The sequence below is a fragment of the Xanthomonas sp. AM6 genome (assembly GCF_025665335.1).
GTDB lineage: Bacteria > Pseudomonadota > Gammaproteobacteria > Xanthomonadales > Xanthomonadaceae > Xanthomonas_A.
This window is the reverse complement of record NZ_CP106869.1, coordinates 2,453,650-2,479,919: the sequence shown is the minus strand read 5'-3', so window position 1 is coordinate 2,479,919 and position 26,270 is coordinate 2,453,650. Positions and strand designations below refer to the sequence as shown.

The 26,270-nt window shown below is 68.9% G+C and carries 23 protein-coding genes and 1 riboswitch; of the genes, 9 read left to right on the top strand and 14 right to left on the bottom strand.

Going from position 1 to position 26,270, the window contains the following annotated elements:
- Window positions 1-3: 3 nt before the first annotated feature.
- Complete coding sequence (gene trxB / locus OCJ37_RS10415) at window positions 4-972, bottom strand: thioredoxin-disulfide reductase (RefSeq protein ID WP_263109324.1); 969 nt, start codon at window positions 970-972, stop codon at window positions 4-6.
- Window positions 973-1,260: 288 nt separating this feature from the next.
- On the opposite strand from trxB, the gene OCJ37_RS10410 reads away from it, so the two are divergent.
- From OCJ37_RS10410 to lolA, 3 genes are all read left to right on the top strand, one after another.
- The gene (locus OCJ37_RS10410; RefSeq protein WP_263109323.1) at window positions 1,261-3,618 is read left to right on the top strand and encodes a DNA translocase FtsK; all 2,358 of its coding nucleotides are present in this window, start codon (window positions 1,261-1,263) and stop codon (window positions 3,616-3,618) included.
- 254 nt (window positions 3,619-3,872) lie between these two features.
- On the top strand, window positions 3,873-5,672 hold the full coding sequence (locus tag OCJ37_RS10405; protein WP_263113648.1) for a DUF3857 domain-containing protein: 1,800 nt from the start codon (window positions 3,873-3,875) through the stop codon (window positions 5,670-5,672).
- 75 nt (window positions 5,673-5,747) lie between these two features.
- On the top strand, window positions 5,748-6,374 hold the full coding sequence (lolA, locus tag OCJ37_RS10400; RefSeq protein WP_263109322.1) for an outer membrane lipoprotein periplasmic chaperone LolA: 627 nt from the start codon (window positions 5,748-5,750) through the stop codon (window positions 6,372-6,374).
- 30 nt (window positions 6,375-6,404) lie between these two features.
- Here lolA and dmeF read toward each other — a convergent pair whose 3' ends face one another.
- Window positions 6,405-7,493: a CDF family Co(II)/Ni(II) efflux transporter DmeF gene (dmeF, locus tag OCJ37_RS10395; RefSeq protein WP_263109321.1), complete on the bottom strand. Its 1,089-nt coding sequence runs from the start codon at window positions 7,491-7,493 to the stop codon at window positions 6,405-6,407.
- A 183-nt stretch (window positions 7,494-7,676) separates the two neighbouring features.
- Between dmeF and OCJ37_RS10390 the strand changes: the two genes are divergently transcribed.
- Together OCJ37_RS10390 and crcB are read left to right on the top strand one after the other, a co-directional pair.
- A complete protein-coding gene (locus tag OCJ37_RS10390) occupies window positions 7,677-8,987 on the top strand; it encodes a replication-associated recombination protein A (RefSeq protein ID WP_263113647.1) in 1,311 nt (436 codons plus the stop codon).
- Between the two features lies 1 nt (window position 8,988).
- Window positions 8,989-9,060: riboswitch (Fluoride riboswitch) on the top strand.
- 108 nt (window positions 9,061-9,168) lie between these two features.
- Entirely contained in the window at window positions 9,169-9,588 is a 420-nt protein-coding gene (crcB, locus tag OCJ37_RS10385) for a fluoride efflux transporter CrcB (protein ID WP_263109320.1), read from the top strand.
- Between the two features lie 31 nt (window positions 9,589-9,619).
- Here crcB and OCJ37_RS10380 read toward each other — a convergent pair whose 3' ends face one another.
- From OCJ37_RS10380 to OCJ37_RS10370, 3 genes are read right to left on the bottom strand one after another with little or no spacing between them, the layout of a single operon-like run.
- Window positions 9,620-9,952: a DUF3325 domain-containing protein gene (locus OCJ37_RS10380; RefSeq protein ID WP_263109319.1), complete on the bottom strand. Its 333-nt coding sequence runs from the start codon at window positions 9,950-9,952 to the stop codon at window positions 9,620-9,622.
- Window positions 9,949-11,571, bottom strand: coding sequence for a PepSY-associated TM helix domain-containing protein (locus OCJ37_RS10375; RefSeq protein WP_263109318.1), 1,623 nt, complete (start codon window positions 11,569-11,571; stop codon window positions 9,949-9,951). Before OCJ37_RS10375 ends, OCJ37_RS10380 begins: the two co-directional genes overlap by 4 nt.
- Window positions 11,568-11,912 (bottom strand): DUF3649 domain-containing protein, encoded by a 345-nt coding sequence (locus OCJ37_RS10370; RefSeq protein WP_263109317.1) that lies wholly within the window; start codon window positions 11,910-11,912, stop codon window positions 11,568-11,570. The genes OCJ37_RS10375 and OCJ37_RS10370 overlap by 4 nt, the downstream gene beginning before the upstream one ends.
- 372 nt (window positions 11,913-12,284) lie before the next feature.
- Between OCJ37_RS10370 and OCJ37_RS10365 the strand changes: the two genes are divergently transcribed.
- Entirely contained in the window at window positions 12,285-12,983 is a 699-nt protein-coding gene (locus tag OCJ37_RS10365; RefSeq protein ID WP_263109316.1) for a TraX family protein, read from the top strand.
- A 297-nt stretch (window positions 12,984-13,280) separates the two neighbouring features.
- Here the strand turns inward: OCJ37_RS10365 and OCJ37_RS10360 are convergent, their stop codons facing one another.
- The 7 genes from OCJ37_RS10360 to OCJ37_RS10330 form a co-directional block, all read right to left on the bottom strand.
- Window positions 13,281-13,481 (bottom strand): hypothetical protein, encoded by a 201-nt coding sequence (locus OCJ37_RS10360; protein ID WP_263109315.1) that lies wholly within the window; start codon window positions 13,479-13,481, stop codon window positions 13,281-13,283.
- Between the two features lie 344 nt (window positions 13,482-13,825).
- Entirely contained in the window at window positions 13,826-14,185 is a 360-nt protein-coding gene (locus OCJ37_RS10355) for a hypothetical protein (protein WP_263109314.1), read from the bottom strand.
- A gap of 150 nt (window positions 14,186-14,335) precedes the next feature.
- Window positions 14,336-15,292, bottom strand: coding sequence for an SDR family oxidoreductase (locus OCJ37_RS10350; RefSeq protein WP_263109313.1), 957 nt, complete (start codon window positions 15,290-15,292; stop codon window positions 14,336-14,338).
- A gap of 147 nt (window positions 15,293-15,439) precedes the next feature.
- On the bottom strand, window positions 15,440-16,816 hold the full coding sequence (locus OCJ37_RS10345) for an NTP/NDP exchange transporter (RefSeq protein ID WP_263109312.1): 1,377 nt from the start codon (window positions 16,814-16,816) through the stop codon (window positions 15,440-15,442).
- Between the two features lie 207 nt (window positions 16,817-17,023).
- Window positions 17,024-18,142, bottom strand: coding sequence for an SDR family oxidoreductase (locus OCJ37_RS10340; protein WP_263109311.1), 1,119 nt, complete (start codon window positions 18,140-18,142; stop codon window positions 17,024-17,026).
- 282 nt (window positions 18,143-18,424) lie between these two features.
- Window positions 18,425-19,210, bottom strand: a complete 786-nt coding sequence (locus OCJ37_RS10335; RefSeq protein ID WP_263109310.1) for a MipA/OmpV family protein — start codon at window positions 19,208-19,210, stop codon at window positions 18,425-18,427.
- A 53-nt stretch (window positions 19,211-19,263) separates the two neighbouring features.
- On the bottom strand, window positions 19,264-20,667 hold the full coding sequence (locus tag OCJ37_RS10330; protein ID WP_263109309.1) for an NTP/NDP exchange transporter: 1,404 nt from the start codon (window positions 20,665-20,667) through the stop codon (window positions 19,264-19,266).
- Between the two features lie 392 nt (window positions 20,668-21,059).
- Here OCJ37_RS10330 and OCJ37_RS10325 point away from each other — a divergent pair, with 392 nt between their 5' ends.
- The 3 genes from OCJ37_RS10325 (at window position 21,060) to OCJ37_RS10315 (ending at window position 24,035) form a co-directional block, all read left to right on the top strand.
- Window positions 21,060-21,725 (top strand): response regulator transcription factor, encoded by a 666-nt coding sequence (locus OCJ37_RS10325; RefSeq protein ID WP_263113538.1) that lies wholly within the window; start codon window positions 21,060-21,062, stop codon window positions 21,723-21,725.
- On the top strand, window positions 21,725-23,125 hold the full coding sequence (locus OCJ37_RS10320) for a sensor histidine kinase (protein WP_263113537.1): 1,401 nt from the start codon (window positions 21,725-21,727) through the stop codon (window positions 23,123-23,125). Before OCJ37_RS10325 ends, OCJ37_RS10320 begins: the two co-directional genes overlap by 1 nt.
- 298 nt (window positions 23,126-23,423) lie before the next feature.
- Entirely contained in the window at window positions 23,424-24,035 is a 612-nt protein-coding gene (locus tag OCJ37_RS10315) for a TetR/AcrR family transcriptional regulator (protein ID WP_263113536.1), read from the top strand.
- A gap of 190 nt (window positions 24,036-24,225) precedes the next feature.
- Here OCJ37_RS10315 and OCJ37_RS10310 read toward each other — a convergent pair whose 3' ends face one another.
- Window positions 24,226-25,182 (bottom strand): helix-turn-helix domain-containing protein, encoded by a 957-nt coding sequence (locus OCJ37_RS10310; protein ID WP_263113535.1) that lies wholly within the window; start codon window positions 25,180-25,182, stop codon window positions 24,226-24,228.
- Window positions 25,183-25,257: 75 nt separating this feature from the next.
- Complete coding sequence (locus OCJ37_RS10305) at window positions 25,258-25,959, bottom strand: alpha/beta fold hydrolase (protein ID WP_263113534.1); 702 nt, start codon at window positions 25,957-25,959, stop codon at window positions 25,258-25,260.
- Between the last annotated feature and the right edge of the window lie 311 nt (window positions 25,960-26,270).

Sequence of the window (26,270 nt, the reverse complement as noted above, 5' to 3'; positions counted from 1 at the left end):
GGCTCAGGCACCCTTGTCCAGGTAGCGCTCGGCATCCAGCGCGGCCATGCAGCCGAAGCCGGCCGAGGTGATCGCCTGCCGGTAGTGCTGGTCGGCCACGTCGCCGGCGGCGAACACGCCGGGCACCGAGGTCTCGGTGGCCGCGCCGCCCAGGCCGGAGCGGATCTCCAGGTAGCCGTTGTTCATCGCCAGCTGGCCGTCGAACAGCTGGGTGTTCGGGTGGTGGCCGATGGCGACGAAGAAGCCGTGCGCGGCCAGTTCGCGGGTGCTGCCGTCGAGCGTGGACTTGACCCGTACCCCGGTGACCCCGGCCTCGTTGCCCAGCACCTCGTCGATGGCGTGGTGCCAGACGGTCTCGATCTTGCCGGCGGCGACCTTGGCGAACAGCTTGTCCTGCATGATCTTCTCCGCGCGCAGGGTGTCGCGGCGGTGCACCAGGTAGACCTTGCGGGCGATGTTGGACAGGTACAGCGCCTCTTCCACCGCGGTGTTGCCGCCGCCGACCACGACCACGTCTTGGTCCTTGTAGAAGAAGCCGTCGCAGGTGGCGCAGGCGGACACGCCGCGGCCCTTGAAGGCCTCTTCCGAGGGGATGCCCAGGTACTTGGCGGTGGCGCCGGTGGCGATGATCAGCGCGTCGCAGGTGTAGTCGGCGCCGTCGCCGCTGAGCCGGAACGGGCGCTGCGACAGGTCGGCGGTGTGGATGTGGTCGAAGATGACCTCGGTATCGAAGCGCTCGGCATGGGCCTGCATCCGCGCCATCAGGTCCGGCCCCTGCAGGCCGTGGGCGTCGCCCGGCCAGTTGTCGACCTCGGTGGTGGTCATCAGCTGCCCGCCCTGCTGCAGGCCGGTGATCACCACCGGCTTGAGGTTGGCGCGCGCAGCGTACACCGCGGCGGTCCAGCCGGCCGGGCCGGAGCCCAGGATCAGCAGGCGGGAATGCTTGGCGGAATTGGCGGCAGAGGGGCTCATGTATACTCGCGAAGAGGGTGAAATAGCGGCGGATTCGCGGCATTGCGCGGCATCCGGCGAAGTCGCATAGAGTGGCGGCCGACCTGGGATGAATCAAGCCGCGTGGCGAGAACGCTGCGGCCTGCGACGTGCGCCGGACCTTTCGAATGCCGCCTCTGCGTGCCCCGGGCGCGGGCGCGAAGCGCGCCAGGGGGAACGCCGGGCGGTTCAGGCGCCGCCTGCTGAAATGCCTAGCCGATTCGTTTATTATCAATCACTAACGGTGTATTCCTAAGGTCTGGTCAGAGCGTGGCGAAGCAGGTTCCGGAACGCGGCAAATCCCAGGGCGCCAATGCGGCCGCACGCAAGCAGGCCGCCGCGGCCAATCCGCGCCGGCAGAAGCTGTGGCGCGACCTGGCGCTGATCGCGATCGCGCCGCTGCTGCTGTACCTGCTGGCCAGCCTGGCGACCTATTCGGCGACCGATCCGGGCTGGTCGCACACCGGCAGCGTGGTCGCGCCGGTGCACAACATGGGCGGCAAGTTCGGCGCCTGGATCGCCGACGTGCTGCTGCAGCTGTTCGGCTACGTGGCGTTCCTGCTGCCGCTGGTGATCGGCGCGATCTCCTGGATCGCGCTGTTCGGCATGGACAGCGATGGCGACGGCGAGGCCGACCTGGGCCCGGCGCTGCGCCTGGTCGGCATCGTCGGCTTCCTGATCGCCGCCACCGGGCTGCTGCACCTGCGCCTGTTCAGCGGCGACGTGGCCGGCGCCGGCGGCATCCTCGGCAAGCTGGTCGGCAGCTCGCTGGCCGCCGGGTTCGGCGCGCTGGGCAGCAACCTGTTCGTGCTGGTGCTGCTGCTCGGCTCGATCACCCTGGCCACCGGGCTGTCCTGGTTCGCGGTGATGGAGCGCATCGGTCGCGCGGTGATGACCCTGCCGGCGCTGGCCCGCCGCGGCAGCCAGCAGGCCAACGAATGGCAGCAGACCCGCGCCATGCGCGAGGAACGCGAGGAAGTGCGCAAGGTCGATGCGGTGCAGCGCGCCAAGCGCGAGCCGGTCAGGATCGAGCCGCCGCCGGCGCCGGTGGTGGAGAAGAGCGAGCGCGCCAAGCGCGAGCAGCAGATCCCGCTGTTCCACGGCACCGGCGGCGACCAGTCCGGGGTGCCGCCGCTGGCGCTGCTCGACGACCCCAAGCCGCAGGTCAAGGGCTATTCCGAGGAGACCCTGGAGACCCTGTCGCGGCAGATCGAGTTCAAGCTCAAGGACTTCCGCATCGACGCGCAGGTGGTCGGCGCCTACCCGGGCCCGGTCATCACCCGCTTCGAGATCGAACCGGCGCCGGGCATCAAGGTCAGCCAGATCAGCTCGCTGGACAAGGACATCGCGCGCGGCCTGTCGGTGAAGTCGGTGCGCGTGGTCGACGTGATCCCGGGCAAGTCGGTGATCGGCCTGGAGATCCCCAACGTCAGCCGCGAGATGATCTATCTCAGCGAACTGCTGCGCTCCAAGGAATACGACAAGTCGGCCAGCCCGCTGACCCTGGCCCTGGGCAAGGACATCGCCGGCCGCCCGACCGTGGCCGACCTGGCGCGCATGCCGCACCTGCTGGTCGCCGGCACCACCGGCTCGGGCAAGTCGGTGGCGGTCAACGCGATGGTGCTGAGCCTGCTGTACAAGGCCTCGGCCAAGGAACTGCGGATGCTGATGATCGACCCGAAGATGCTCGAGCTGAGCGTCTACCAGGGCATCCCGCACCTGCTGGCGCCGGTGGTCACCGACATGAAGGAGGCCGCCAACGGCCTGCGCTGGTGCGTGGCGGAGATGGAGCGCCGCTACAAGCTGATGAGCACGGTCGGGGTGCGCAACCTGGCCGGCTTCAACAAGAAGGTCAAGGACGCGCAGGACGCCGGGCAGCCGATGATGGATCCGCTGTTCAAGCCCAACCCGGACCTGGGCGAGGCGCCGCGGCCGCTGGATACGCTGCCGTTCATCGTCATCTTCATCGACGAATTCGCCGACATGATGATGATCGTCGGCAAGAAGGTCGAGGAGCTGATCGCGCGCCTGGCGCAGAAGGCGCGCGCGGCCGGCATCCACCTGATCCTGGCCACCCAGCGCCCGTCGGTGGACGTGATCACCGGCCTGATCAAGGCCAACATCCCCACCCGCATCGCGTTCCAGGTCAGTTCCAAGATCGACTCGCGCACCATCCTCGACCAGTCCGGCGCCGAGACCCTGCTCGGCCACGGCGACATGCTATACCTGCCGCCAGGCACGGCGATGCCCGACCGCGTGCATGGCGCCTTCGTCAGCGACGAGGAAGTGCATCGCGTGGTCGAGCACCTCAAGGCCAGCGGTCCGGCCGACTACATCGAAGGCGTGCTCGACGAGGTGCAGACCATGGGCGACGGCACCGTGGTCGGCGCCACCGGCCTGCCGGAGAGCAACAGCGGGGGAGGGGACGAGTCCGACCCGCTGTACGACGAGGCCCTGCGCATCGTCACCGAGACCCGCCGCGCCTCGATCTCCGGCGTGCAGCGGCGGCTGAAGATCGGCTACAACCGCGCCGCGCGGCTGATCGAGGCGATGGAAGCGGCCGGGGTGGTCAGCCCGCCCGAACACAACGGCGACCGCTCCGTGCTGGCGCCGCCGCCGCCGAAGTGAGGCGCGCGACGCGGCCCGCATCCCGGTTCGTGCCTGCGGCGGCCGCCCGCCGCCGCGGCGTATGCGACGCTGGCGGCCTCTCCCGCCCGCTGCCGTTGCCGATGTCCCGAACCGCCTGTGTCCTGCGCCCGCTGCTGGGCGCCCTGCTGGCCGCGGCCTGCGCCGCTGCCGTGGCGCAGCCGGCGCCCGCCGCCGAGGCGTCGGCCCAGGCGCCGGCTGCCGCCGTCCCCGAGGTCGCCAACAACTACAGCTACGTGCGCTACCGCGCCGACTACGAGGTGCGCGAGGACGCCAGCAGCGTGGAGACCGACGAATACGAGCTGCTGCTGAAGACCAAGGCCGGCGTGGACAAGTTCAGCCAGGTGCGGCTGAGCTACAGCGAGAAGCTGGAGACCCTGGAGGTGCTGGCGGCCTACGCGATCACCCCGGACGGGCTGCGCCACGACGTGCCCGCCGACAAGATCTACACCCAGGAAAGCTACTCCAGCGCCTCGGCGGCGATGTACGCCGACCGCAAGGTCAAGGTGGTGGTGTTCCCCAACCTGATGCCGGGCACGCGGCTGGTGTACCGGGTGCGCCGCACCCAGACCGTGCCGTACTTCCCCGGCTACTTCAGCCTCTGGGAGACCTTCAGCGTGTTCTCCCAGTACGACGACGCCACGGTGACCCTCACCGCGCCGCGGCGCATGCCGATGCACCTGTACACGCGCGGCGTGGACGGCGCCAACAAGCCCAAGATCGACGGCGACCAGGCGCGCTGGGAGTGGCGCTACCAGCGCCGCGAGCCGATGAAGAGCCAGAACTGGGCGGCAGCGACCTGGGAATTCAGCCCGACCATCATGGCCAGCAGCTTCCGCCGCTGGTCGCAGATGGGCCAGGCCTACCAGCGCAGCAGCGGCGTCGCCGCGCAGGTCACGCCGAAGGTGCGCGCGCGCGCCGAGCAGATCACCGCCGGCATCGGCGACCGCCGCGCGCAGGCCGCGGCGCTGTACGAATGGGTGGCGCGCAACATCCGCTACGTCGCGGTGTACCTGGGCAACGGCGGGCTGGAGCCGAACAGCGCCGACAGCATCCTCGACAACCACTACGGCGACTGCAAGGACCACACCGTGGTGCTGGAGGCGCTGCTGGCGGCCAAGGGCATCGCCAGCACGCCGGTGCTGATCGGCGCCGAAGGCGGGCCGACCCTGCCCGAGGTGCCGGTGCTAGGCCGCTTCAACCACGCCATCACCTATCTGCCCGAGTTCAAGCTGTACGTGGACTCGACCAATCCCTACGCGCGCTTCGGCCAGCTGCCGGCTGGCGATCTCGGCGTACCGGTGCTGCATACCGTGGACGGCACCGTGGCGCGCACCCCGCCCAACGACGCGCGGGTCAACCTGTACCGCGCCGAGGCCGACTACCGCTTCGCCGCCGACGGCAGCCTGAGCGGCACCACCACGCTGGACAGCGGCCAGATCGGCGAGATCGGCCTGCGCACCATGTTCGTGCAGCTCAACACGCAGAACCGCACCCGCATCGAGGAATCGATCCTGGCCACGTCCGGCTTCGACGGCAGCGGCGAACTGCTGCTGCAGGGCGCGCCGCAGGACCTGAGTCGGCCGTTCGGCTACGCCTACCGGTTCCGCGCCAGCGACTACGTGGACTTCGGCGTGGTCGGCGGCATGACCCTGCCGCAGATGCCCGGCGCCGACTCGGTGCGCGGGGTCTACGCCACCGCCTCGGCCGAGCGCAACCTGACCCCGTTCTACTGCAACGACAACGCGCGCAGCGAGACCTACCGGCTGACCTTCCCGGACAGCGTGCCGATCATCGCGATCCCCGCCGACACCCGCTTCAGCAACGCCGCCGGCGAGTACGCCGCGACCTGGGCGCGGCAGGGGCAGACCGTGGTCGCCACGCACACGCTGCACCGGCGCGCGGTGCACGGCCCGCAGGCGTTGTGCCAGCCGCAGGACTACGCCGCGTTCCGCGAGCTGTACCAGCAGGTGCGGCGCGGTTTCCGCGGGCAGATCCTGTACGGCGACCTCGGCCGCATGCAGACCGGGCAGTGAGGGCGTGTCGCCTCTGATCGCCTATTCAGCTTGACCGCGTCACACTTCCCACATCCCATCCGGAACCGCATCCGCATGCTTCGCACACTTCGCTACACCGTTCTCGCCACCGCGCTGCTGGCCGGCAGCGCCTTCGCCGGCGCGCGCCAGGACCTGGACGCCTTCACCCGCGGGCTCAAGGGCCTGGACGGCCAGTTCGCGCAGAAGGTCTACGACGGCAAGGGCGCGCTGAAGGAAACCGCCAGCGGCCGCGTCGCGCTGTCGGCGCCGCGCCTGTTCCGCTGGGAGTACCGCAAGCCCTACACGCAGCTGATCGTCGCCGACGGCGCCAAGGTCTGGGTCTACGATCCGGACCTGAAGCAGGTCACCGTGCGCACCCAGGGCGCCGAGGAGCAGAACAGCCCGCTGACCGCGCTGATCGACCCGGGCAAGCTGGACCGCCAGTACGACGTCAGCGAGGAAGCGGTGGCGCGCGACGGCCTGCAGTGGCTGTCGATGACGCCGAAGGTGGACACCGAGGCCAGCTTCCAGATCGCCAAGCTCGGCTTCGACGCCGGCGGCCTGGCGCGGATGGAAGTGGTCGACGCGGTCGGCCAGCGCACCGAGATCAGCTTCAGCGGCTGGAAACGCAACCCGGCCTTCGCCGCCGGCACCTTCCGCTACGTGCCGGACAAGGACGTGGACGTGGTCGGCGACCGTTGAGCCGGACGCCGGGCGCCGCCCGGCCGAGCGTCAATCGGGGCAGGTCTGCACTTCGATGCTGACGTGCCCCAGCGTAGCCACGCCGTCCAGGCGCGCGTGGTAGAACGCCGCCGGCCGCGGCCGGTGCGTCACCAGCGACACGATCGCCGCATGCTGGCCGGGGCCGATCCGCCACACGTGCAGGTCGGCGATGCGCTCGTCGTCCTGTTCCAGGCGCTGGCGGATCTGCGCCTGCAGCGCCGCCGGCGCAGAGGCGTCGAGCAGCACCGCGCCGGTATCGCGCAGCAGCCCCAGCGACCAGCGGGCGATGACGACGGCGCCGACGATGCCCACCAGCGCGTCCATCCACAGCCAGCCCAGGCGCTTGGCAAGCAGCAGCGCCACGATCGCCAGCACCGAGGTCAGCGCGTCCGCCAGCACGTGCACGTAGGCCGAGCGCAGGTTGTGGTCGGTGTGCGCGTGCGCGGCGTGGTCGCCGGCGGCACGCGCGTGGGCGTGGTCGTGCTGGTGAGCGGGCGCGTGCGGGTGGGCATGATCGTCGTGGCGATGGTCATGGTCATGGTCATGCTGCGCGTGGCGCCGCTCGACCGCTGCGTGGCTGCGGCTGGAATGGCCATGGCCGTGATCGTGGCTGTGATCGTGATCGTGGCCATGATGATGGTCGGCACCGAGCATCCAGGCGCTGGCCAGGTTCACCAGCAGGCCCAGCGACGCGATCCAGATCGCCTCGTCGTAGGCGATCTGCCGCGGCTGCGCCAGGCGCAGCGCCGATTCCACGCCGATGCCCAGCGCGATCATGGCCAGGATCAGCGCGCTGCAGAATCCGGCCAGGTCGCCGACCTTGCCGGTGCCGAAGCTGAAGCGCGGATCGTGCCGATGGCGGCGCGCGAACCAGTAGGCGAAGCCGGCGATCGACAGCGCCCCGGCGTGGGTGGCCATGTGCAGGCCATCGGCGAGCAGCGCCATCGAGCCGGTCCACCAGCCGGCGACGATCTCCAGCAGCATCATCGCCGCGGTCAGCGCGACCACCGCCCAGGTCCGGCGCGCGTTGCGCTCATGGCGGTCGCCGAGGAAGTCGTGGTGATGGGTGAAGGCATCCAGCGTGCGGTGGTGGCTCATCGCGGGGCACTCGTCGGGGCAGGGCGGCGCGCCGATTGTAGTCCCGGTACTGCAGCGTTTCCGCATGGGGTAGGGCCGCCGCGACGCGCGACGCACGGGCGTCGGCGATAGAATGTGCGGGTGGCCAAGCGCAGACTCCTCGCCCCCGATACCCCCGACCTGCTGAGCGTCGATCGCGACGCGATGCGCCCGCTGGCCGAGCGCATGCGCCCGCGCACGCTGGACGAGATGGTCGGGCAGAAACGCCTGCTGGCGCCGGCCAGCGCGTTGCGCCGCGCGGTGGAGTCCGGTCGCGTGCATTCGATGATCCTGTGGGGCCCGCCGGGCTGCGGCAAGACCACCCTGGCGCTGCTGTTGGCGCAGTACGCCGAAGCCGAGTTCAAGGCGATCTCGGCGGTGCTCTCCGGCCTGCCGGAGGTGCGGCTGGTGCTGGCCGAGGCTGCGCAGCGCTTCGCCGACGGGCGCCGCACCGTGCTGTTCGTCGACGAGGTGCACCGCTTCAACAAGGCGCAGCAGGACGCGTTCCTGCCGCACATCGAGCGCGGCACCATCCTGTTCGTCGGCGCCACCACCGAGAACCCGTCGTTCGAGCTGAACTCGGCGCTGCTGTCGCGCTGCCGCGTGCACGTGCTGGAACCGGTGTCGCCGCAGGACATCGTCGAGGCGCTGCAGCGGGCGCTGCACGACAGCGAGCGCGGGCTGGGCGGCGAGGCGATCCAGGTGTCGGACGCGGCGCTGCTGGAGATCGCCGGCGCCGCTGACGGCGACGTGCGGCGCGCCTTGACCCTGCTGGAGATCGCCGCGGAACTGGCGCAAGGCGAGGGCGGCCAAATCACCCCGCAGACCCTGCTGCAGGTGCTGGCCGACCGCACCCGCCGCTTCGACAAGGGCGGCGAGCAGTTCTACGACCAGATCTCGGCGCTGCACAAGTCGGTGCGCAGCTCCAACCCGGACGCCGCACTGTACTGGCTGACGCGCATGCTCGACGGCGGCTGCGATCCGTCCTACCTGGCGCGGCGCCTGACCCGCATGGCGATCGAGGACATCGGCCTGGCCGACCCGCGCGCGCAGCAGATGGCGCTGGAAGCCTGGGACATCTACGAGCGGTTGGGCAGCCCGGAAGGCGAGCTGGCCTTCGCGCAGCTGGTGCTGTACCTGGCCAGCACCGCCAAGTCCAACGCCGGCTACGCCGCCTTCAACCAGGCCAAGGCCGAAGTGCGCGAGAGCGGCACCCAGGAGGTGCCGCTGCACCTGCGCAACGCGCCGACCAAGCTGATGAAGAACCTCGGCTACGGCGAGCACTACCAGTACGACCACGACGCCGAGGGCGGCATCGCCCTGGACCAGACCGGGTTCCCGGACGCCATGGGCGAGCGCGTGTACTACCGGCCGGTGGAGCGCGGGCTGGAGATCAAGCTCAAGGACAAGCTGGACCGGCTGCGCGCCGCGCGCGAACAGGCGCGGGCTGACAAGGCCAAGCCGACGCGCTCATAATCGCGGCCAAGGAGATGGCATTCCTCCTCGAACCGCCCGCAGCCTCCTGCGCGCTGATGATGCCTGCCCAACCCCCGCCGGGGCGGCAGGCCTGCGCCCCGGCATCGCCCTTTTCGGAGACCACGATGCCGACCTTCGCTTTCCCCCGTCCACGTCCTGCCGCCGCACGCCGGAGCCGCGCATGAATTTCGCCCTGTGGTGGCAGCAGCTGTTGCTGGCGATGGCCGGCGGCGCGGTCGGCTCCGGGTTGCGCTTCGCCGTCGGCAGCGCGCTGCTGCAGCGCTACGGCGCCGGCTTCCCGTGGGGCACGCTGGCGGTGAACCTGGTCGGCGCGTTCTGCGGCGGCTTCCTGCTGGTCTGGATCGACGGCAAGGGCGCCAGCGCGCCGTACTGGCGGGCGCTGCTGATCGTCGGCCTGCTCGGCGGCCTGACCACGTTCTCCTCGCTGATGATGGAGAGCCTGGTGTTCCTGCGCGGCGGGCGCGGCGGCATGGTGCCGATCTATCTGGCGATCACGTTGGCCGCGGGCCTGCTGCTGGTGTTCGCCGGCGCCCGCGTGGCGACGGAACTGCGCCCGCCGGCGGCCAGCGCCGGCCGATGAACCGCACCGCGTCGTCGCGCCAGACCCTACGTCAGGACAACAGGGCGGCGGCCAGGCCCAGCGGCGGTGCCGCCAGCGCCAGCGGCACGATGGCGCGCGGCCGGTACGGCAGCAGGCCGTAGGTCAGCAGCGCGGCGCTGGCGCTGAGCGTGCCCAGCCACAGCACCGGGCCGATGCTCCAGCCGCGGGCGACGACGCAGCAGGCGAATGCCGCGCCCAACAGCAGCCAGCCGGCGATCCGCAGCTGGCGCATCCGCGCCGGCGTGGCGCGCTGCGCGCCATGCAGTTCCAGCTGGTGTTTCTCCATCGCCAGGCACAGCGCGACGAAACCGGAGAAGGCCAGGCCCAGGCCGAGCAGGCTCATGGCGCCTCCAGCGCCGCATTCGGGACCGACTGCGCCGCCGCCGCGCGTTCGCGCGCGCGGCGTGCGGCCGCCGACAGCGGCGGCTGCCACCGTTGCATGCGCCGCGCGGCGACCGCCAGCGCGCAGCCCAGCCCGAAGCACACCAGGTCCACCGACGCCAGCGCCCAATCGCCCGCCGGCAAGGTGTTGCCCAGGTGCGCGTCGGTGGTCAGCGCATTGAGCGCCGGCAACAGCGCGAACAGGGCCGCGCCCAGGTACAGCTGCCAGGCCCACATCGCGCGCCTGGGCCAGGCGAACGCCGCCAGCAGCGCGGCGGCCCAAGCCAGGAAGAACACCGCCGCCTCCTGCTCCGGGCGCTCGGCCATCTGCAGCGGAAGCAGCCGGTTGCCCCAGAAGTAGGCGGCGAAGGCGATCGGCAACCCGGCCACCGCGCCGATGTTCAACGCATCGACCAGGCGCAGGCCGAAGCCGATCCTGCCGGCCTTGGCATGCTTGGGCCGCTCCTTGACCGCCCACAGGATCACCCCGCTGGCGACCATCAGGCAGCCGAGCAGGCCGGAACCGAAGAACAGCCAGCGCAACCCGGTCCCGGCGAAGTGCGCCAGGTGCAGGCCGTACAGCGTGTTGCGGGTCTGTGCCGCGGCGCCGGGGTCGCCGCTGCGCGCCAGGACCTGCCCGTTGCCGGCGTCCAGCAGCAGCGTCGGCGCATCGTAGGCCAGGCGCTGGCCCGTGCCATGGCGGATCTCGATCACCGCGGCGGCATCGCCCGGGTTGTATAGCGAGAACCCGGCGATCGGCGCCTGCGCGCCCCATTCGGCCCGCGCCACGTCCAGCAGGCGCGCGATCGGCAGCCGCCGGCCGGGCTGGCCGCTGGCCTCGCGGGTGTTTTCCGGCTGCTGGAAGGCTTCGGCATAGAACGCGGCCTCGGCGTCGGGATAGGCCACCTTGATGCCCCACGGCAGGTACATCAGCATCAGCGTGACCAGCCCGGTGTAGGTAATCATCGCGTGGTAGGGCAGGGCCAGCACCGCACTGACGTTGTGGAAGTCCAGCCACGAGCGCTGGCCCTTGGCCGGGCGGAAGGTGAAGAAGTCCTTGAAGATCTTCTTGTGGGTGATGACCCCGGTGACGATCGCCACCAGCATGAACATCGCGCAGAAGCCGACGATGTAGCGCGCCCACAGCGCCGGGATGTAGTGCAGGTCGAAATGCAGGCGATAGAAGAAGTCGCCGCCGCGGGTGTCGCGCGCGGCGCTGGCCTGGCCGCTGCGCGGATCCAGCAGGGCGTCGCCGAACCGCTCCTTGCGGCTCTGCTTGCGGCCGTCGGCCGGCGGCGGATTGCGCCAGAACATCTGGGTGAACGACGAACGCGCGCCCGGCAGCGACACCGTCCATTGCGGCGATTGCGGCGCTTCGCGTTCCAGCAGCGCGACCGCGCGCGCGGCGATCGCCTCCGTGCTCAGCTGCGCGCGCGGCAGCTCCGGACGCATCCAGCGGCTGATCTCGTCGCGGAAATAGCTGGCGGTGCCGGCCATGAAGATCAACAGCAGCACCCAGCCGACCAGCAGGCCGGTCCAGGTGTGCAGCCACGCCATCGACTGGCGGAATCCCTGCTTCACGGCGCGTGCTGCTGCAGCCAGGCGATGGCCAGCGCCATCGGCGCCAGCAACGCGAGAACGCCGAGCCAGGCGCGCGTCGCACTGCGCGTGGCGAACGCCCACAGGGCGGTGCAGGCGCAGACCAGGATGCCCAGCATCATGCCGCTCAGGACCGCCTGCGCCCGCAGCGACGGCCACAGCAACGGCAACAGCGCCGAGGTCGCCGCGGCCAGCGCATAGCCGCCGAAGATCGCCGCCACGCTGCGCGACAGCACGCCCAGCCACGGCGGCAACGGACGCCGCGGCGTGGCGGATGCGTCTGCAGGGGCGCGTGGATCGCGTAGAGGCGGAACTGGATACATGCAAGCCTGTCGGGGAAGAGGCACCGGCTTGGCATTGGGCTAGCGGAGCGGGATGGAACTGGATGATCCAGCGAGTTAATGATACGCATTCCTATCTGTGCCGCGCAAACGCCTCGCGTGACGCGCCTGGCATTCCGCCAAAACCGTTGGCGGAGCGGCCTCACCGTCCACGCTGCAACGCGAGGCGGTCTGCGACGCGCGGCGCCGATGCGCATCACGAAGCCGTGTTGCTGCCTCATGCGGAACCGTCTAACGTCCACTGGCTCTGCACGAGCGCGCCGGTTCGCACAGCGATCGCCCTCCGCGCGAACGGTCGCCGGAGCAGGGTGGACACATCGACAACCAGAAGCAGTGAGCGATCGGAATGACGCGATGACCAGCAGTGCCCGCGAGCTCTTGAAATGGATCGCCTTGCTCCTGATGACCGGCGACCACGTGGCGAAAGTGCTCGCCGGCGGCTACATCCTGATCGTGTCCGAACTGGGCCGAATCGCGTTCCCGCTGTTCGCCCTGGTCATGGCCTACAACCTGGCCCAACCCGGCGCCGACGTGCTCAAGTCCCTGCGCCGGCTGCTGCTGTGGGGCATCGTGGCGCAACCGCTGCATGGACTGGCATTCGGCTACTGGGCGCCGTTCAACATCCTGCTCAGCTTCGCCCTGGCCGCCGCCGCGATCTGGAGCATCCAGCAACGGCAATGGACCTTGCTCGGCATGTGCGCGCTAGCGGCACCGCCGATGGTGGATTACAACTGGACCGGATTGATGCTGGTGCTGGCGGGCTGGTGGCTGTTCCGCCTGCGTCCGGCAGCGCAAGAACCACTGCACGCGACCACACCGCAGAACGGCCTCCGGCCGTGGACCGAGCGCCGCAGCGTACGCATCGCGGCGCTCGTCCTGTCGTTCGGCCCGCTGTGCTGGTGGAACGGCAATGGCTGGGCGCTGCTGGCGCTCCCGATAGCGGCGCTGCTGGCGAACCGTCGTTTTCCCATCCCACGGCTGCGCTGGGCGTTCTACATCTACTACGTGGGGCACTTGGCGGTGTTGGCGCTATGCGTTCCATCGAATATTTAATTCAGTTGGAGAGCGGGGGACAGGTAGGGAGGTAGCCGGGGTTGCCCAAGGCCGGCCGAACGGCCTAGGCGTGGAAGAACAGTGCCGTCCGCGTCCGCGCCAGTCGATTGGAAATGTTTGCGTTCAATCTGAAGCGCCGTCGCAGAGAGCATGCTAGCGGCGGCGTGGTCCCCGCGACTGGCATGCGCACTGGCAAGGTCCGACCAGGCGCCGCCGCTTCGGGACAGCGCCGTGTTGAGGGCGAAGATGCGGATGGTGCGGCGCGTCCCGCCATGCGTCACGCGCGGCAATGTCGGCTCAGGATGGCACGTTCTTGTCGATCAGATCAGACAGAAAGGAAAGCACGCGCTCGCCTTTATCTTCCCAGATCAGCTCTATCGGCCTTCGATCATCGAGGGCTGGAATCTGCTCTTCGGTTATCCAGCGATAGACGTGCTCCGGGTCGTTGTCGAGCTGAAGCGCGAGATTGGCGACTTGACGAACGATGCCGTGCTTCATGATCGGGCCTCCTATTTTTGCCTATGGGTAGACGGCGAGGGACAAGTTCAGATCGTGCGACCGGAAGAGAGGATCCGCTCCAGACCGGCGCGAGCCGGGCGGGCGAGCATGCGTGCGCGCACGCCAGGTCAGGGTCTCGAACGGCAACGGCGCAGATGGGGATCCAGCCCCGGCCGCCAGGACCCAAGCCGCTGCCAGGTGCGATGGCGGCTGCACGATGCGAAAAGGTCCGCCGGGCAACACGGGAAAGCGGTCGCTTCGGCAACGGCCGCGAAGTAGCGGAGAAAGGGTCCCGTCCGCACCGACGTTCGATCGCCGAGATGCGTCCCTGCATGCAGCCACGATCACCGGGTGACGAGGACGGCAACAAGAAGCGCAAGGAAAATTCCGACGTTGAGCTTGGGCTCCCAGTACTCCATGAACATGAACGTGATTGCGAGCCATCCAAGCGCCGCCGCGATCGACAGGATCAGCACGGGCGTCGCGCTCACCAGGTCCCTGGCCCGCCAAGCCAGGAAGACCCCGAGCAGTCCGAAGGCGACCTGCCCCAGCGAAAAGGCGGAGTTCAGCCCGTAATACAGCGTCGTTTCCAAGCCGGGTTCGCGTTTCCCGCGTAGATACTGGGACACCACGTCGACGATGAAATGCAGTGCCCCGCTCAGGGCAAGCCAGCCGTAGGCCGCATAGACGATGTACTTGTGCATGGTGCTTGCTCCTGATGATCGGTGCGGCGAGCGGCTGCTCGCCGGCGACAGCGGCCATGCGCGTCGGCGCACGGCCCATTGGCGTAGGCGGCCAGGTGGCTCGGTCGCCGGGGAAGGAATCCGGCACACGAATGGCGGCGGTGCGCGCACTCATTTCCCGATGTGCGCCACGCTGGAATCCTGGGTACGGGCTGCAGGGAAAATCATCCCCGTCAGTCGTTCCGACTCGCGCCACAGCCTTTCGGCGTCGCCCAGGTCCAGCGCTTGCGCAGGTACCTTGGCGGCGGCAGGGTAGCCTCGCGTCTCGCTTAGCTTGTCCGGGCCGTAGTAGGTGCCGCCTTGGACCTGCGGCGACGTCGCGGCGAAGAGCGTGGGCAACGCGCCTTGCGCGACAGGTTGGAACAGGAACCACAGGAAGCGACGGGCGAGACCGGCAGCGCTCCCAGAGCCTGCGCCGTTGGGCAACAGATCGGTGCGCGAAATGCCCGGATGAGCAGCCACGCCACGTATCCCCCAGCAGGCCGCATCGCTGCGACGTTGCAATTCGAGCGCGAACATCAGGCAGGCCAGCTTCGACTGGCTATAGGCGGTCATCGGGTTGTAGCCGCGCTCGGACTGCAGATCGTGGAAGTTGATTGCACCGCTGCGCGCGGCGACGCTCGACAGCGTGACCACGCGTGACTGATTGCCCCGGCGCAGCAAGGGAAGCAGCTGCGCTGTCAGGGCGAAATGGCCCAGGTGGTTCGTACCGAACTGCAATTCGAACCCGTCGGCGGTCACCTGCCGCTTCGGGGGCGCCATCACACCGGCGTTGTTGATCAGCAGATCGAGGCAGTCGATCGAGGAGCGCAGCCGCTCTCCGAACGCCTCGATGGAATCGAGGCTGGCGAGGTCCAGCGCTTCGAACCGCACATCCGCGTTGGGAACGCGCTTGCGGATCTGGTCGACCGCAATCGCCCCTTTCGACGGGCTTCTGCCGGCAATGATGACGTGCGCACCGGCACGCGACAGCGCCGATGCATCCTCGAACCCGAGCCCCCCCGTGCCAGTGACGACCGCGATGCGACCGCGTTGAGAGGGTATGTCGGTAGCTTTCCAGTGGGCCATGGTGGTTGCCTTTAGAGTGGTTGCGCCAAGTGCATTAAAAATTGCACTGAGTGCATAATATGGGTATCCAGGCCGGCTTTGCAACGGCTCGTGCGAACGTCGTGGCCCCTCCAGGGACCGCAGCGCCGTACCAGGGAGACGCGGGAACTACGCAACGGGTCGGACGGTGTGATTGTTCGTGGCGCGGGATGGTGCCGGGCTGCCACGCGTCAGCGGCGGCGCTGCGCGCCGCGCCTGTGCGTGGCCCAGCCAAAGGCCCAGCGCCAGCCACGCCAGCGCCAGCGGCACGACCACGCCGACCAGGCCGCCCATCGCGAGCCCGAGCCGACCCAGCGCGCCCTCGGTCTGGGCTCCAACCACATCGCCTGCGCGGTGGATGAAGGTGTCGACGAGCGCCTTGGCCTTGTACTTGCCTTCGCGGTCGACGACGGTGAACAGCGCCTCGCGCGCCGGCTGGGCGATGCCACGTTGCACCGCGTGGGTGACGGCCTCCAGCAGCACCAATGCCGCGAACGAACCGTAGATCGCCAATCCAACGAAACCGGCTGCGGTGGCCACCGGCAGGATCGCCAGCGCGACGCCCAGGCCGAAGCGCTTGATGATCCGTCCGGCGAGGGTGAGCTGCAGCGCCAACGCAGCGACGTGCGTCCACATGTCCATCTTGCCCAGGATCGCCGCGCGCGCGTCGATGCCGTCAGCCATCGCCGCGACCATCTGCAGGCGGGTGAAGTACACGAAGGTCACCATCACCGCCATCAGCATCACGTAGCCGGCGATGCAGGCCAGGTAGGGCGAGCGGAGCACCAGGCCGATGCCGGCCCAGGCGCTGCCGCCGATGCGCGCGGCGTCGTCCGCGCGCAGCGACGCGGCCAGGCCGGTGTCGGCCGCATGGTCGGGCACGACCCGCAGCAGCAGCCAGGCGGCCAGCATGCCCAGCAGCAGGAAGCCGCCGGCGACCAGCAACAGGCTGGACGTGCCCAGCGGCTCGGCCAACTGCGAGGCGAGCCATGGGCCGAAGATCGCGCCGAGCGTGCCGCCGATCGAGATCAGGGCGAAGAAACGCATGCCCTGGTCGCTGGTGAAGCGTTCGGTCAGCAACGCCCAGAACACCATGGTGACGAACAGGTTGAACACGTTGAACCAGACGTAGAACACCTGGCCGGCGCCCTGGCGTGCCGCACCCGGTGCGAACGTCATCAGGCCCCAGAAGCCCACCAGGGTCAGTGCGAGTAAGCCGTAGGTCGCGCCGATGAACTGCAACCGGCGCAAGCGGCTGACCAGCCAGCCGAACAGCGGGTTCGCCGCCAGCGTCAATACCGCGGTGACGGTGATCAGTCGGCGCACGCCTTCGATCTCATGCTCCATGCCCAGGGCGTCGCGCGCGGGCCGCAACACCATCAGGGCGGTCAGCACGAAGAAGAAGCACAGCGACGCGATCAGGACCGGCCCGAGTTCGTCGCGACGGAGGTTGAACGCTGTCTCCCACAGAAGCGGGCGCTGGGTGGATATGTCGGTCCGACGCATGGTGGTTCCTGGGCGCCGGCGTCTGGGACGCGAGCGCTCGATCGGTACGGTCAGGCAAACGGCGGCTTTGCCGGATGCTCACAACAGGAGGGGACGCGAAACGGAGGGCAGGCCTCCGCACGGAGGCCGCAGAACGCATGGGCAGCGCCTGCGACCTGTCCCTGTGCGGGCGTCCTGACGTCTCGCGCCGGACGGTGACCGCTGGGATCACCGGGCGCGCGTGGGAAAGCGCGTGCCGGTGAGTTCTTCGCTGATCGTCCACAGGTAGGCCGCCACCGTCGCGTCGCGGGCTGCGGCGGGAACGGCCGCCAGGCCGAGCGGGCCGGCCAGTTCGTTCGGGCCGGTCGGGCCGTAATAGGCCCCGCCTTGCGCTTCGGCCGCCGTGGCGGCGTACAGGGTGGGCACCGCGCCCTGGGCGGCGGTCTGGAAGTGCTCGCGGTTGCTGGACCACTGGCGGCCCTGTGCGCTGTCCAGGCCCGGGCCGCGTGCCACCAGTTCGGTCACCGCCACGCCGGGGTGGGCGGCGATGCTGCGGATGCCCCAGCCTTCGGCCTCGCTGTGCCGCTGTAGCTCGAAGGCGAACATCAGGCACGCCAGCTTGGACTGGGCGTAGGCGGCCATCGGGTCGTAGGCCTGTTTGGATTGGAGATCGTCGAAATTGATGCGGCCGCGTTGCGCTGCGATGCTGGACACCGTGACCACGCGGGGGGACTGGGACTTGCGCAGCAGCGGCAACAGTTCGGCGGTCAGCACGAAATGCCCCGCGTAGTTGGTGGCGAACTGCATCTCAAAGCCGTCCGGCGACGTGCCGCGTTCCGGTGGCGCCATGATGGCGGCGTTGTTGATCAGGCCATCGAGCCGGGGCAGGGTGGTGTCCAGACGTCGCGCCAACGCGCGAACCGAGGACAGGTCGGCCAGGTCGACGGCTTCGAACCGCACCTGGGCGTCGGGCGTCCGTTGCTTGATCCGTTCGATCGCTTCCTGGCCCCGTTGCGGGTTGCGCGCCGCGATCACCACCTGGGCGCCCGCAGCGGCCAGGGCCTGGGCATCTTCGTATCCCATGCCGCTGGTGCCGCCGGTGATCAGGAAGATGTGGCCTTTCTGCGAGGGAATGTCGGCCAGGCCCCAATCGGGCTTCGGCGGGTCCTGCGCAAGCGCGCTGCCTGTCGAGAAAGCGCAGCTCAGCAGCACGCTGAGGGCGGCAAGCCGGTTCCGCCATCCATGGCGGGCGGCACGCCGATCCTGGGTGCTGTGGCTGCCAGTTCCAGCGGCCAGCGCCGGGCGCCGACGTCGAGAGAAAATCGTGCGAACTGTCCAGTTGATCATGATCGTCTTCCTAAAGGGGATGGGGAGCAGGGGATTCGAGTCGCTTGGTTGCGATAGCGGCATTCGTATGGCGCTGGGTTGAAAAGGCGGTGGTCGTCCGAGGCGGATTCGTGGCTGGCGCCCATCGTCGCGAGGCCGCGTGCAATGGTTCGAGTTGGCGGGAGGGACAGGCCCAGTGGCCGTGGCACAGGAACCCGGGGCGCGGATCGGTGCGTTTGGAGGCGCCAGGCGGGCGGAGCATCTGTGTCCATTCGCCAGATGCATCGGCGCCGCTTGGCGGGATCAAAAGCGCCTGCTCAGCCCGAGCACCACGCGCCCGAGCCCGTTGCGACCATGTTCCAGCAACGGGCTGTCGCTGAGCTCGCTTGGCAGGAACCGATACTCGACCGATCCGAGCAGTTGCCACTTCGTCGTTCCGATCGGCTGCATCAGGGTCAGTCCGACGCGCGGGACCAGCACCGACCCCGGCGCATACGCGGCGACGCCGCGCGCGACTTCCTCGTCGAGGATTCCGAAGTAGTAGTTGGCCAGATCCGACGACATCCAGTTCGCGCCCGCGTTGGTCGTGAGCGTGCTGCGGTCGAGCAGCCACGTGTACCGATAGTCCAGGGAGATCTGGTAGCCGTCGCTGGTATCGGAAATGTCGTGGACGGCTTCGAGCGCGATCGCGCCCCACGTCGACCCGACACTGGCGCGAAAGCCGGCGTCGATGCCGTCGTCGCGATCGCTCAGCAGGTCGGGATTCACGCCGTTGGCGAGAAGCTCGGTGCGCCCGAGATCGCCGATGTCGAAGCCGTCGAGCCGGGCGGACAGCAGCGCATCGAGCGTGAACCCGCCGGACTTGTACACGTGCACGCCGCCGGAGACGCCGCGCAGGAATACGCGTTCTCCCTCGTAGCCGACCAGGGGAAAGGGGCGTATCCGCGTCCCTTCGCCGGCATAGGGGCTGTCGATGGCCGCAGCGCCGGCACCGATGGACCATGTGCCGGCGGCGGGCGGGGGCTGCTGGCCGAGCGCGGTGGCGGGAAGCGCGAGAAGAGCGAGTTTTACGAGGTTGCGTGCTGTCATGTTCATTCCGTGGCTGCCGTGGTGATGGGTGGTTGGGGCTCGGTCGATGCGCGCTAGCGCGCGGAAGATGCGGCGGTATGCGCCGCAGCGGGGGAGGGGTCTTCGTGCGCGCCTCTGGAAGGAGCAGGCGCGGCTTCTGCCGGCGGCGTGCTGCGCCGGGCTTGCGCGCGTCCCAGCCAGATGCCCAGCGCGGCCCATGCCAGCGCCAGTGGAACGACTGCGCCCACCAGTCCGCCCATGGCCAGGCCCAGCCGCCCGAGCACGCCTTCGGCCTGCGCGCCGACGACATCGCCGACGCGGTACATGAAGGTGTCCACGAAGGCCTTGGCCTTGTATTTCTCCTCGCGGCTGACCACGGTGAACAGCGCCTCGCGCGCCGGCCGGGTGATGCCACGCTGCACGGCGCGGTTGGCCGCCTCGAGCAGGATCAGCGCCGCGAACGAGCCATAGATCGCCAGCCCGATGAAGCCGAGCGCGGTGGCGACCGGCAGGATCGCCAGCGTCGCGCCCAGGCCGAAGCGCTGGATGATCTTCCCGGTCAGGGTGAACTGCAGCACCAGCACCGCGACCTGCGTCCACATGTCGATGTTGCCCATGATCGCCGCGCGTGCGTCCAGCCCGTCCGCCGCGGCCGCGACCATCTGCAGGCGGGTGAAGTAGATGCAGGTCGCCAGCACGGTCATCAGCACGATGTAGCCGGCGATGCCGGTCAGGTAGCGCGACCGGAACACCGCGCGCACGCCCGCCCAGGCGCTGCCGCCGATAGGTCCGGCGTCCTTTGCCGATCCGACATCGGCGCCAGGTGCCTCGGCGCCCGTCCTGTCCGGCGCCACGCGCACCAGCAACCAGGCCGCGGCCAGGGCCAGCAGCAGGAATCCGCCGGCGACCAGCAGCAGGCTCGGCGTGCCCAGCGGCTCGGCCAGCCGCGAGGTCAGCCAGGGCCCGAAGATCGCGCCGAGGGTGCCGCCCACCGAGATCAGGGCGAACAATCGCTTGCCCTGGTCGAGGCTGAAACGGTCGGCCAGCAGCGCCCAGAACACCATGGTGACGAACAGGTTGAACACGCTGAACCAGACGTAGAACACCTGCCCGCTGCGCTGCCCGATCGCGCCGGGCGCGAACGACAGCAGCGCCCAGAAGCCCACCAAGCTCAGCATGAAGAACCCGTAGGTGGCAGCGATGAACTGCAGCCGCCGCAGGCGAGCGACCAGCCAGCCGAACAGCGGGTTCACCGCCAGCGTCGCCACCGCGGTGCCGATGAACAGCCAGCGGATGCCCTCGATGCCGCGCTCCATGCCCAGCGCGTCGCGGGCCGGGCGCAGCAGCATCAGCGCCGTCAGCACGCAGAAGAAGAACAGCGATGCAACGAGTACCGGCCCGACCTCCTCGCGGCGGAGATTGAACAGGGCCTGCAACGGGTTCGGGCGACGCGGCGCCGGTGTCGTGGTTCGATTCATGAGCGGGGATCCTGGTTCGGTGCGCGCCGCACGGGCGTGCGCTGGCAATTCATTCGGCTGCGATGGGAGCGCGGCTTGCGGTGCCGATGCCGATCGCGGCGCGGGCGCGTCTAGAGGGAATGCCGGTAGCTGTCCAGTGGGGCATGATCTGTGCCTTGCAGGGAGGGGAGGGGGATCGGATGCAATGCATCCATGCATCGGCGGGAGCGGACGCCGCCAAGTTCTGCGGGTGCGATTAATTTGCGTTTAAGGCGGCAGCGCAGGCGCTGCCGCATCGCAAAGGGGCCTGCCGTGGCGGGCGATGGACCCCGCGGGTTTTGACTGCGGCGTTTAATCCGGTATTAATGCCGGCGTCGGACCATCGCCGATCGCTTTCTCTTCTGCCCGCCGCTATGGATGCACTCCTTCTCGTCGAAGACGACCACATGCTTGGCCGTGCGCTGACTGCCGCGCTCGGCCAGGAAGGCTGGCGCGTAGTCCATTGCGAGGACGCGGCATCCGCGCGCGCCGCCCTGGTCGACCATGCCTTCGTCGCGGTGTTGCTCGACCTCGGGCTGCCGGGCGGCTCCGGGCTGGAAGTGCTGGCGACGATGCGCAGCCGCTATGACCCGACGCCGGTGCTGATCATCACCGCGCGCGATCAGCTCAGCGACCGGGTCCGCGGGCTGGACGCCGGCGCCGACGACTACATCGTCAAGCCGTTCCAGCGCGACGAGATGCTGGCCCGGCTGCGCGCGGTGCTGCGCCGCAGCCGTGGCGCGGTGACGCCAGTGCTGCGCTGGCGCGATGTCGAGGTCGATCCGGCCGCGCGGACGGTGACCAGGGGCGGCAAGCGGGTGAGCCTGAGTGCGAGCGAGTACAGCATCCTGGTGGCGTTGCTGCAGGCGCGCGGTCGGGTCCTCAGCCGCGATCAACTGCGAGATCGGCTCTACGGCGGCGATGCAGAGATCGGCAGCAACACGGTCGCGGTATACGTGCACCAGTTGCGGCGCAAGCTCGGCGACGAGGTGGTGTTGACCGAACTCGGTTTCGGTTACCGCGCCGGGAGCGAAGGCTGATGCGCGCACTGCGTACGCGACTGCTGGTGGCGCTGGCGGCGGTGCTGCTCGCCGCCTGGGGCGGCTGGTTTCTGATGCAGTACCTGGAGATGACGGCGCGGCAGGGCGGCGAGGTCGATGGCATGTTGCGCAATGTTGCCGAGCAGATCCTTTATTCGTTGCCGGCGGACATCGCGACCGCGGGCCAGCAGCGGCAGTTCGCGCTTGGCGGTGAAGCGACGCCGGCCAGCGGCAAGTTCGCCGCGCTGGGGTTCCAGGTCTGGGAGCGCGGCACCGGGCGGCGCCTGATGTCGTCGCGGCCGGCACCGGCGCACGCAATGGTGCCGGACTTCACGGACGGTTTTTCGGAGACGACCATCGCCGGTGCGCCTTGGCGCGTGTTCGCGCTCAGCGATGCCGACGCGCGGGTGCAGGTGCAGGTCGGCTTGCCGCAAGCGGCGCTGCGCGCGGAGCTGCGGCGGTGGTTCGGCGCCAGCCTCGGCAGCGCACTGCTGCTGCTGTTGTGCATCGGCGTTGCGATCTGGCTGGTGATCCACTGGTCGCTGCGGCCGGTGGTGCGGGTCAGCCAGTCGCTCGCCACGCGCGCGCCGCTGGACCTGGCGCCGCTGCCGGAACGCGGACTGCCGGACGAGTTCACGCCGCTGGTGCGCTCGTTCAACCAGTTGATGGCGCGCCTGGCGCAGGCGCTGCAGCACGAGCGCCAGTTCCTCGACGAGGCCGCGCACGAACTGCGCACGCCGCTGGCGGCGTTGCTGACCCAGGCGCAGGTGCTGCAGCACGCAGGCGACCGCGACGAGGCGCGCGAGGCGCTCGACCATCTGGTTGCCGGGATCGAGCGCACCTCGCGGCTGGCGCAGCAACTGCTCGATGCCGCGCGGGTGGAGGGCGGTGGCGGCGTCGCGCGCGCGGCGGAGGTCGATCTGGCGCTGGTCGTGGGAATGGTCGCCGACGAATTCGAACTGTTCGCGCTGCGCGGTGGCCAGTCGATCGAGGTCGAAGGCGGGCACGCGCCGGTGCATGGCGACATCGACGATCTGGGAATCCTGGTCCGGAACCTGCTCGACAACGCCCTGCGGCACGGAGGGCAGGGCACGCGCGTGCGACTGGAAACCCGGGTCGAGAACGAGGGCCGCGCGCCGGTGGCGATCCTGACCGTCGCCGACGATGGTCCGGGCATCGCCGAGGACGAACGCGAGCGGGTATTCGAGCGGTTCTACCGCGCCGGCACCGGCCATCGCGCACAGGGCATCGGCATGGGCCTGTCGCTGGTCGAGCGCGTGGTCGCCTCTCATGGCGGGCGGCTGCGCTGTGGCGCGGGGCTCGACGGCCACGGCTTTGGCGTCGAGATCCGGTTGCCCGCCATCTCTGCAAGCCGCCCCCACGCCGACCGCGGCCGGTAGCGCGCATGAAGACAGCATCGAGCCGGCGCGCTAGCCACGGCGGCTGCAATCGCGATTTTGCGCACTGGCAGCGGATGGCTGCCTCTTCTGCGCGAAGCCGTTGGCCATAGCGGCGGCCACGGCGTCACGACGAGAACGCCGGCTCGGCCACCGGCTTCGCAACCGTCGCAGGATCGCGCAAGTGGCTCATCGAAGGCTTTCCCAGCGGCCACGCTCTGGTAAGCTGAGTGCACAAGTCAGTGCACCCGGGTGCTTGAATTCTGCACCAAGCGCAATCACGCAATAGGCGCCATTCACGATGTCGGAACTCCTTCCCCGCGCGGGCATTGTGCCCGCAGAAGGCTTGCGGGAACGCAAGCGCCGCCAGACGCAGCAGCGTATCGCGGAGATCGGCCAGCGCCTGTTCCTCAGCAAGGGCTACGACAGCACGACGCTGGACGCGATCGCAGCAGAGGCCGGCATCTCGCGTCGCAGCTTCTTCTCGTACTTCAAGTCCAAGGACGACATCATATTCTTCTGGATGGACGCCGACAGGGCGAGCCTGATCGCCAGCCTGCTGAAGACCTCGCCCGACGTGCCACCGCTCGACGCGGTGCGCGACGTGATGGTCAAGCACATCGCGCGATACACGACCGAGCAGATGATCGCGGTCGACAATCTCATGCTGTCGAGCGAATCGCTGCTTGCGCGCAAGCAGGCACACTACGCGGAACAGGAACAGGCGCTGTTCAACGCACTGTGCGAGGTCTGGCGACAGCCCGAACGCCGCGCGGCGCTTCGGATGGTGGCCATGCTGTCCATCGGCGCGATGAAGATCGCGCTTCAGGCGTGGCGGGAACAGACCGGTCAGCGGAAGTCAGCCGCCAAGTTCTTGCGCGACGCCTTTGACACCCTGAAGTCCGTACTTTGACGGCGCACTGGGATCGGATCCGCAGGCTCCGGCCCCTTGATCGGTGCGTACCTCGAAAGGTTTAGCCGTGAGGTGGGCGCCCCCGATTGGGCGCTATGGCTGCGGCGATCGTCATGTCAGCTTCTGGCCGAAAGCCGGCGTCACTCGGTCGGCCCATTGAACGCGGCGTCGTTCTCCAGGGAAGGAGAAGCTAGCGTCGGTACATGCGCCGCCAGGCGCCGGGGCCTACGCCAACGTTTCGCTGGAAGACCCGGGTGAAATGGCTTTGGTCGGCGAAGCCGCAGTGGAAGGCGATGTCAGCAAGCACCGAGTTCCGAGCGACGAGCAGGCTCTTTGCCTTCTCTATTCGCGCCTGCCGCAGCCAAGCATGGGCTGACATGCCCGTGGACACGCGAAAGGCCCGCGTGAATTGTCGGACTGACAGCTCACAGATCGTTGCCAGGTCGCTCAATGCGATGTTGCCGCTGAGATTTGCGGCAAGATATTCCTTCGCCGCCCGTTCCTGCCAGGGGGCCAAGCGTCCAAACGCCGATCGCGGCAGCGACCGGGCTCCGCCATAGGCGTGCACGACATGTGTGGCAAGCGCCATTGCCACGTGGTCGACAAACAGGCCGTTGCGCTCTTCGGCCCGTGCTGCCAGCGTGGGCTGAACAGCCCTCAGGAGGTTGCCCGAAACCTGATCCGCGAGCGCTCTTGCGGGCTCGTGCCTGAGCTCATCGATTCGGCCGCACCCCATGTCGTCGGTTAGGGCGTTGAGCGATGTTCGAGGCAGGTAGAAATCGATCGCATGAAACGATTCGTCAGCCTTCGCCGACCTCGGCGCGCGCAGGTCGTAGACCAGATTGGCGCGAAGGTCATAGATCGCGACGCTGCCGGTCACGAAGCCCCGGTGGCGGTGCGCCCGCTCATCCACAAACAAGTCGAAATCCGGGCAGTCCTTGAGCTGGACCGCGATCATGAACGCGTCGTCGCAAACGGATTCACTGATGCCTACGTCCGCCCGACTGCCGACCAGTTCTACAAATCCCATGCCCGACTTGCATGTTGCACCTGCTGGGAGCACGGCGGCATCGCGCAAATGGAGAGAGTCGGGAACGACCCGGAGGCCGGAAGGATCTTTCTCCACGTGTGCAGTATCGAGGGTCATGAGGTTCCCCGGAGGGCCAGCAGAGCACGCCGGCGGCGCGAGTATGCGCCGCCGCCGTGATCGCGTCATCCCGACCTACTTGGAAACCTCCTCGGCCGCACGGCGAATCAGTGCGGCGACTTCCTTGGGCTTCGAGACGTACACGGAGTGGCTTCCGGGGACCTCCGCAACCGTCGCGCCCACACGCTCTGCCATCGAGCGCTGGGCAGGGACCGGGATCATGTGATCTTCTGTGGCCACGAGGTAGTAGCTGGGCTTGCTTTTCCATGCGGGCGTGCCGATCGCGCCTGCCAGGGCGTTCACGCCCCAGGGCAGCTGGGAGTCGGCCATGAATTGTGCCAGCGCGGGATCCAGATCAGCAGCGAACGCGCCTGCGAACTTCGACCGGTCCAGCAGGAGCCATCCCTCCTTTGGGGGCAGGATCGGCGGCACCGGAGCGCCAGGAGGAGGATTGGCGATCAGCGAGGACACCGACTCGCCCGCATCGGGCGCGAACGCAGCGACATAGACCAAACCCGCGACCTTGGGGTCGTGGCCGGCCTCGGTAATGACGACGCCACCGTAGGAGTGGCCAACCAAGACCACGCGTCCGTCGATTGCCGAGATGGCCCGGCGGGTAGCCGCCACATCGTCCGCCAAGGACGTTGTCGGGTTCTGGACTACGCTGACGCGGTAGCCGTCCCTGGTCAGTTCCTCGTAGACACCCCGCCAGCCCGATGCGTCCACGAAACCGCCGTGGACGAGAACGATGGAAATCAATGCGTCTTTCAGTTCCATAGCAGCCTCCGAAGTGAGCTTTTGACGAGGCGCCATGCTGGCGCAGGCACGGAGAGCCGGTCGCGAACAATCGAGACAAGGGTTGAACGAACGGGCCACGTCCTGCAGCTCCGGCGGCACGTCCGGCCATCTGGCGCTGCGCCGGCGGCGGGATCATCCAGCACCAGGATCCGATGGGCCGCCAGAAGCTGCCTGACCTTCGGGGATAGCGCGGCAGCCGGCACCAGTGCAGGCCGATGCTGGGCAGCTACGCTGCCTCCGGCAGCCCCAGGTCGTCCAGTGCTCGAGGGGGCATCGGGAGTAGCCGCATT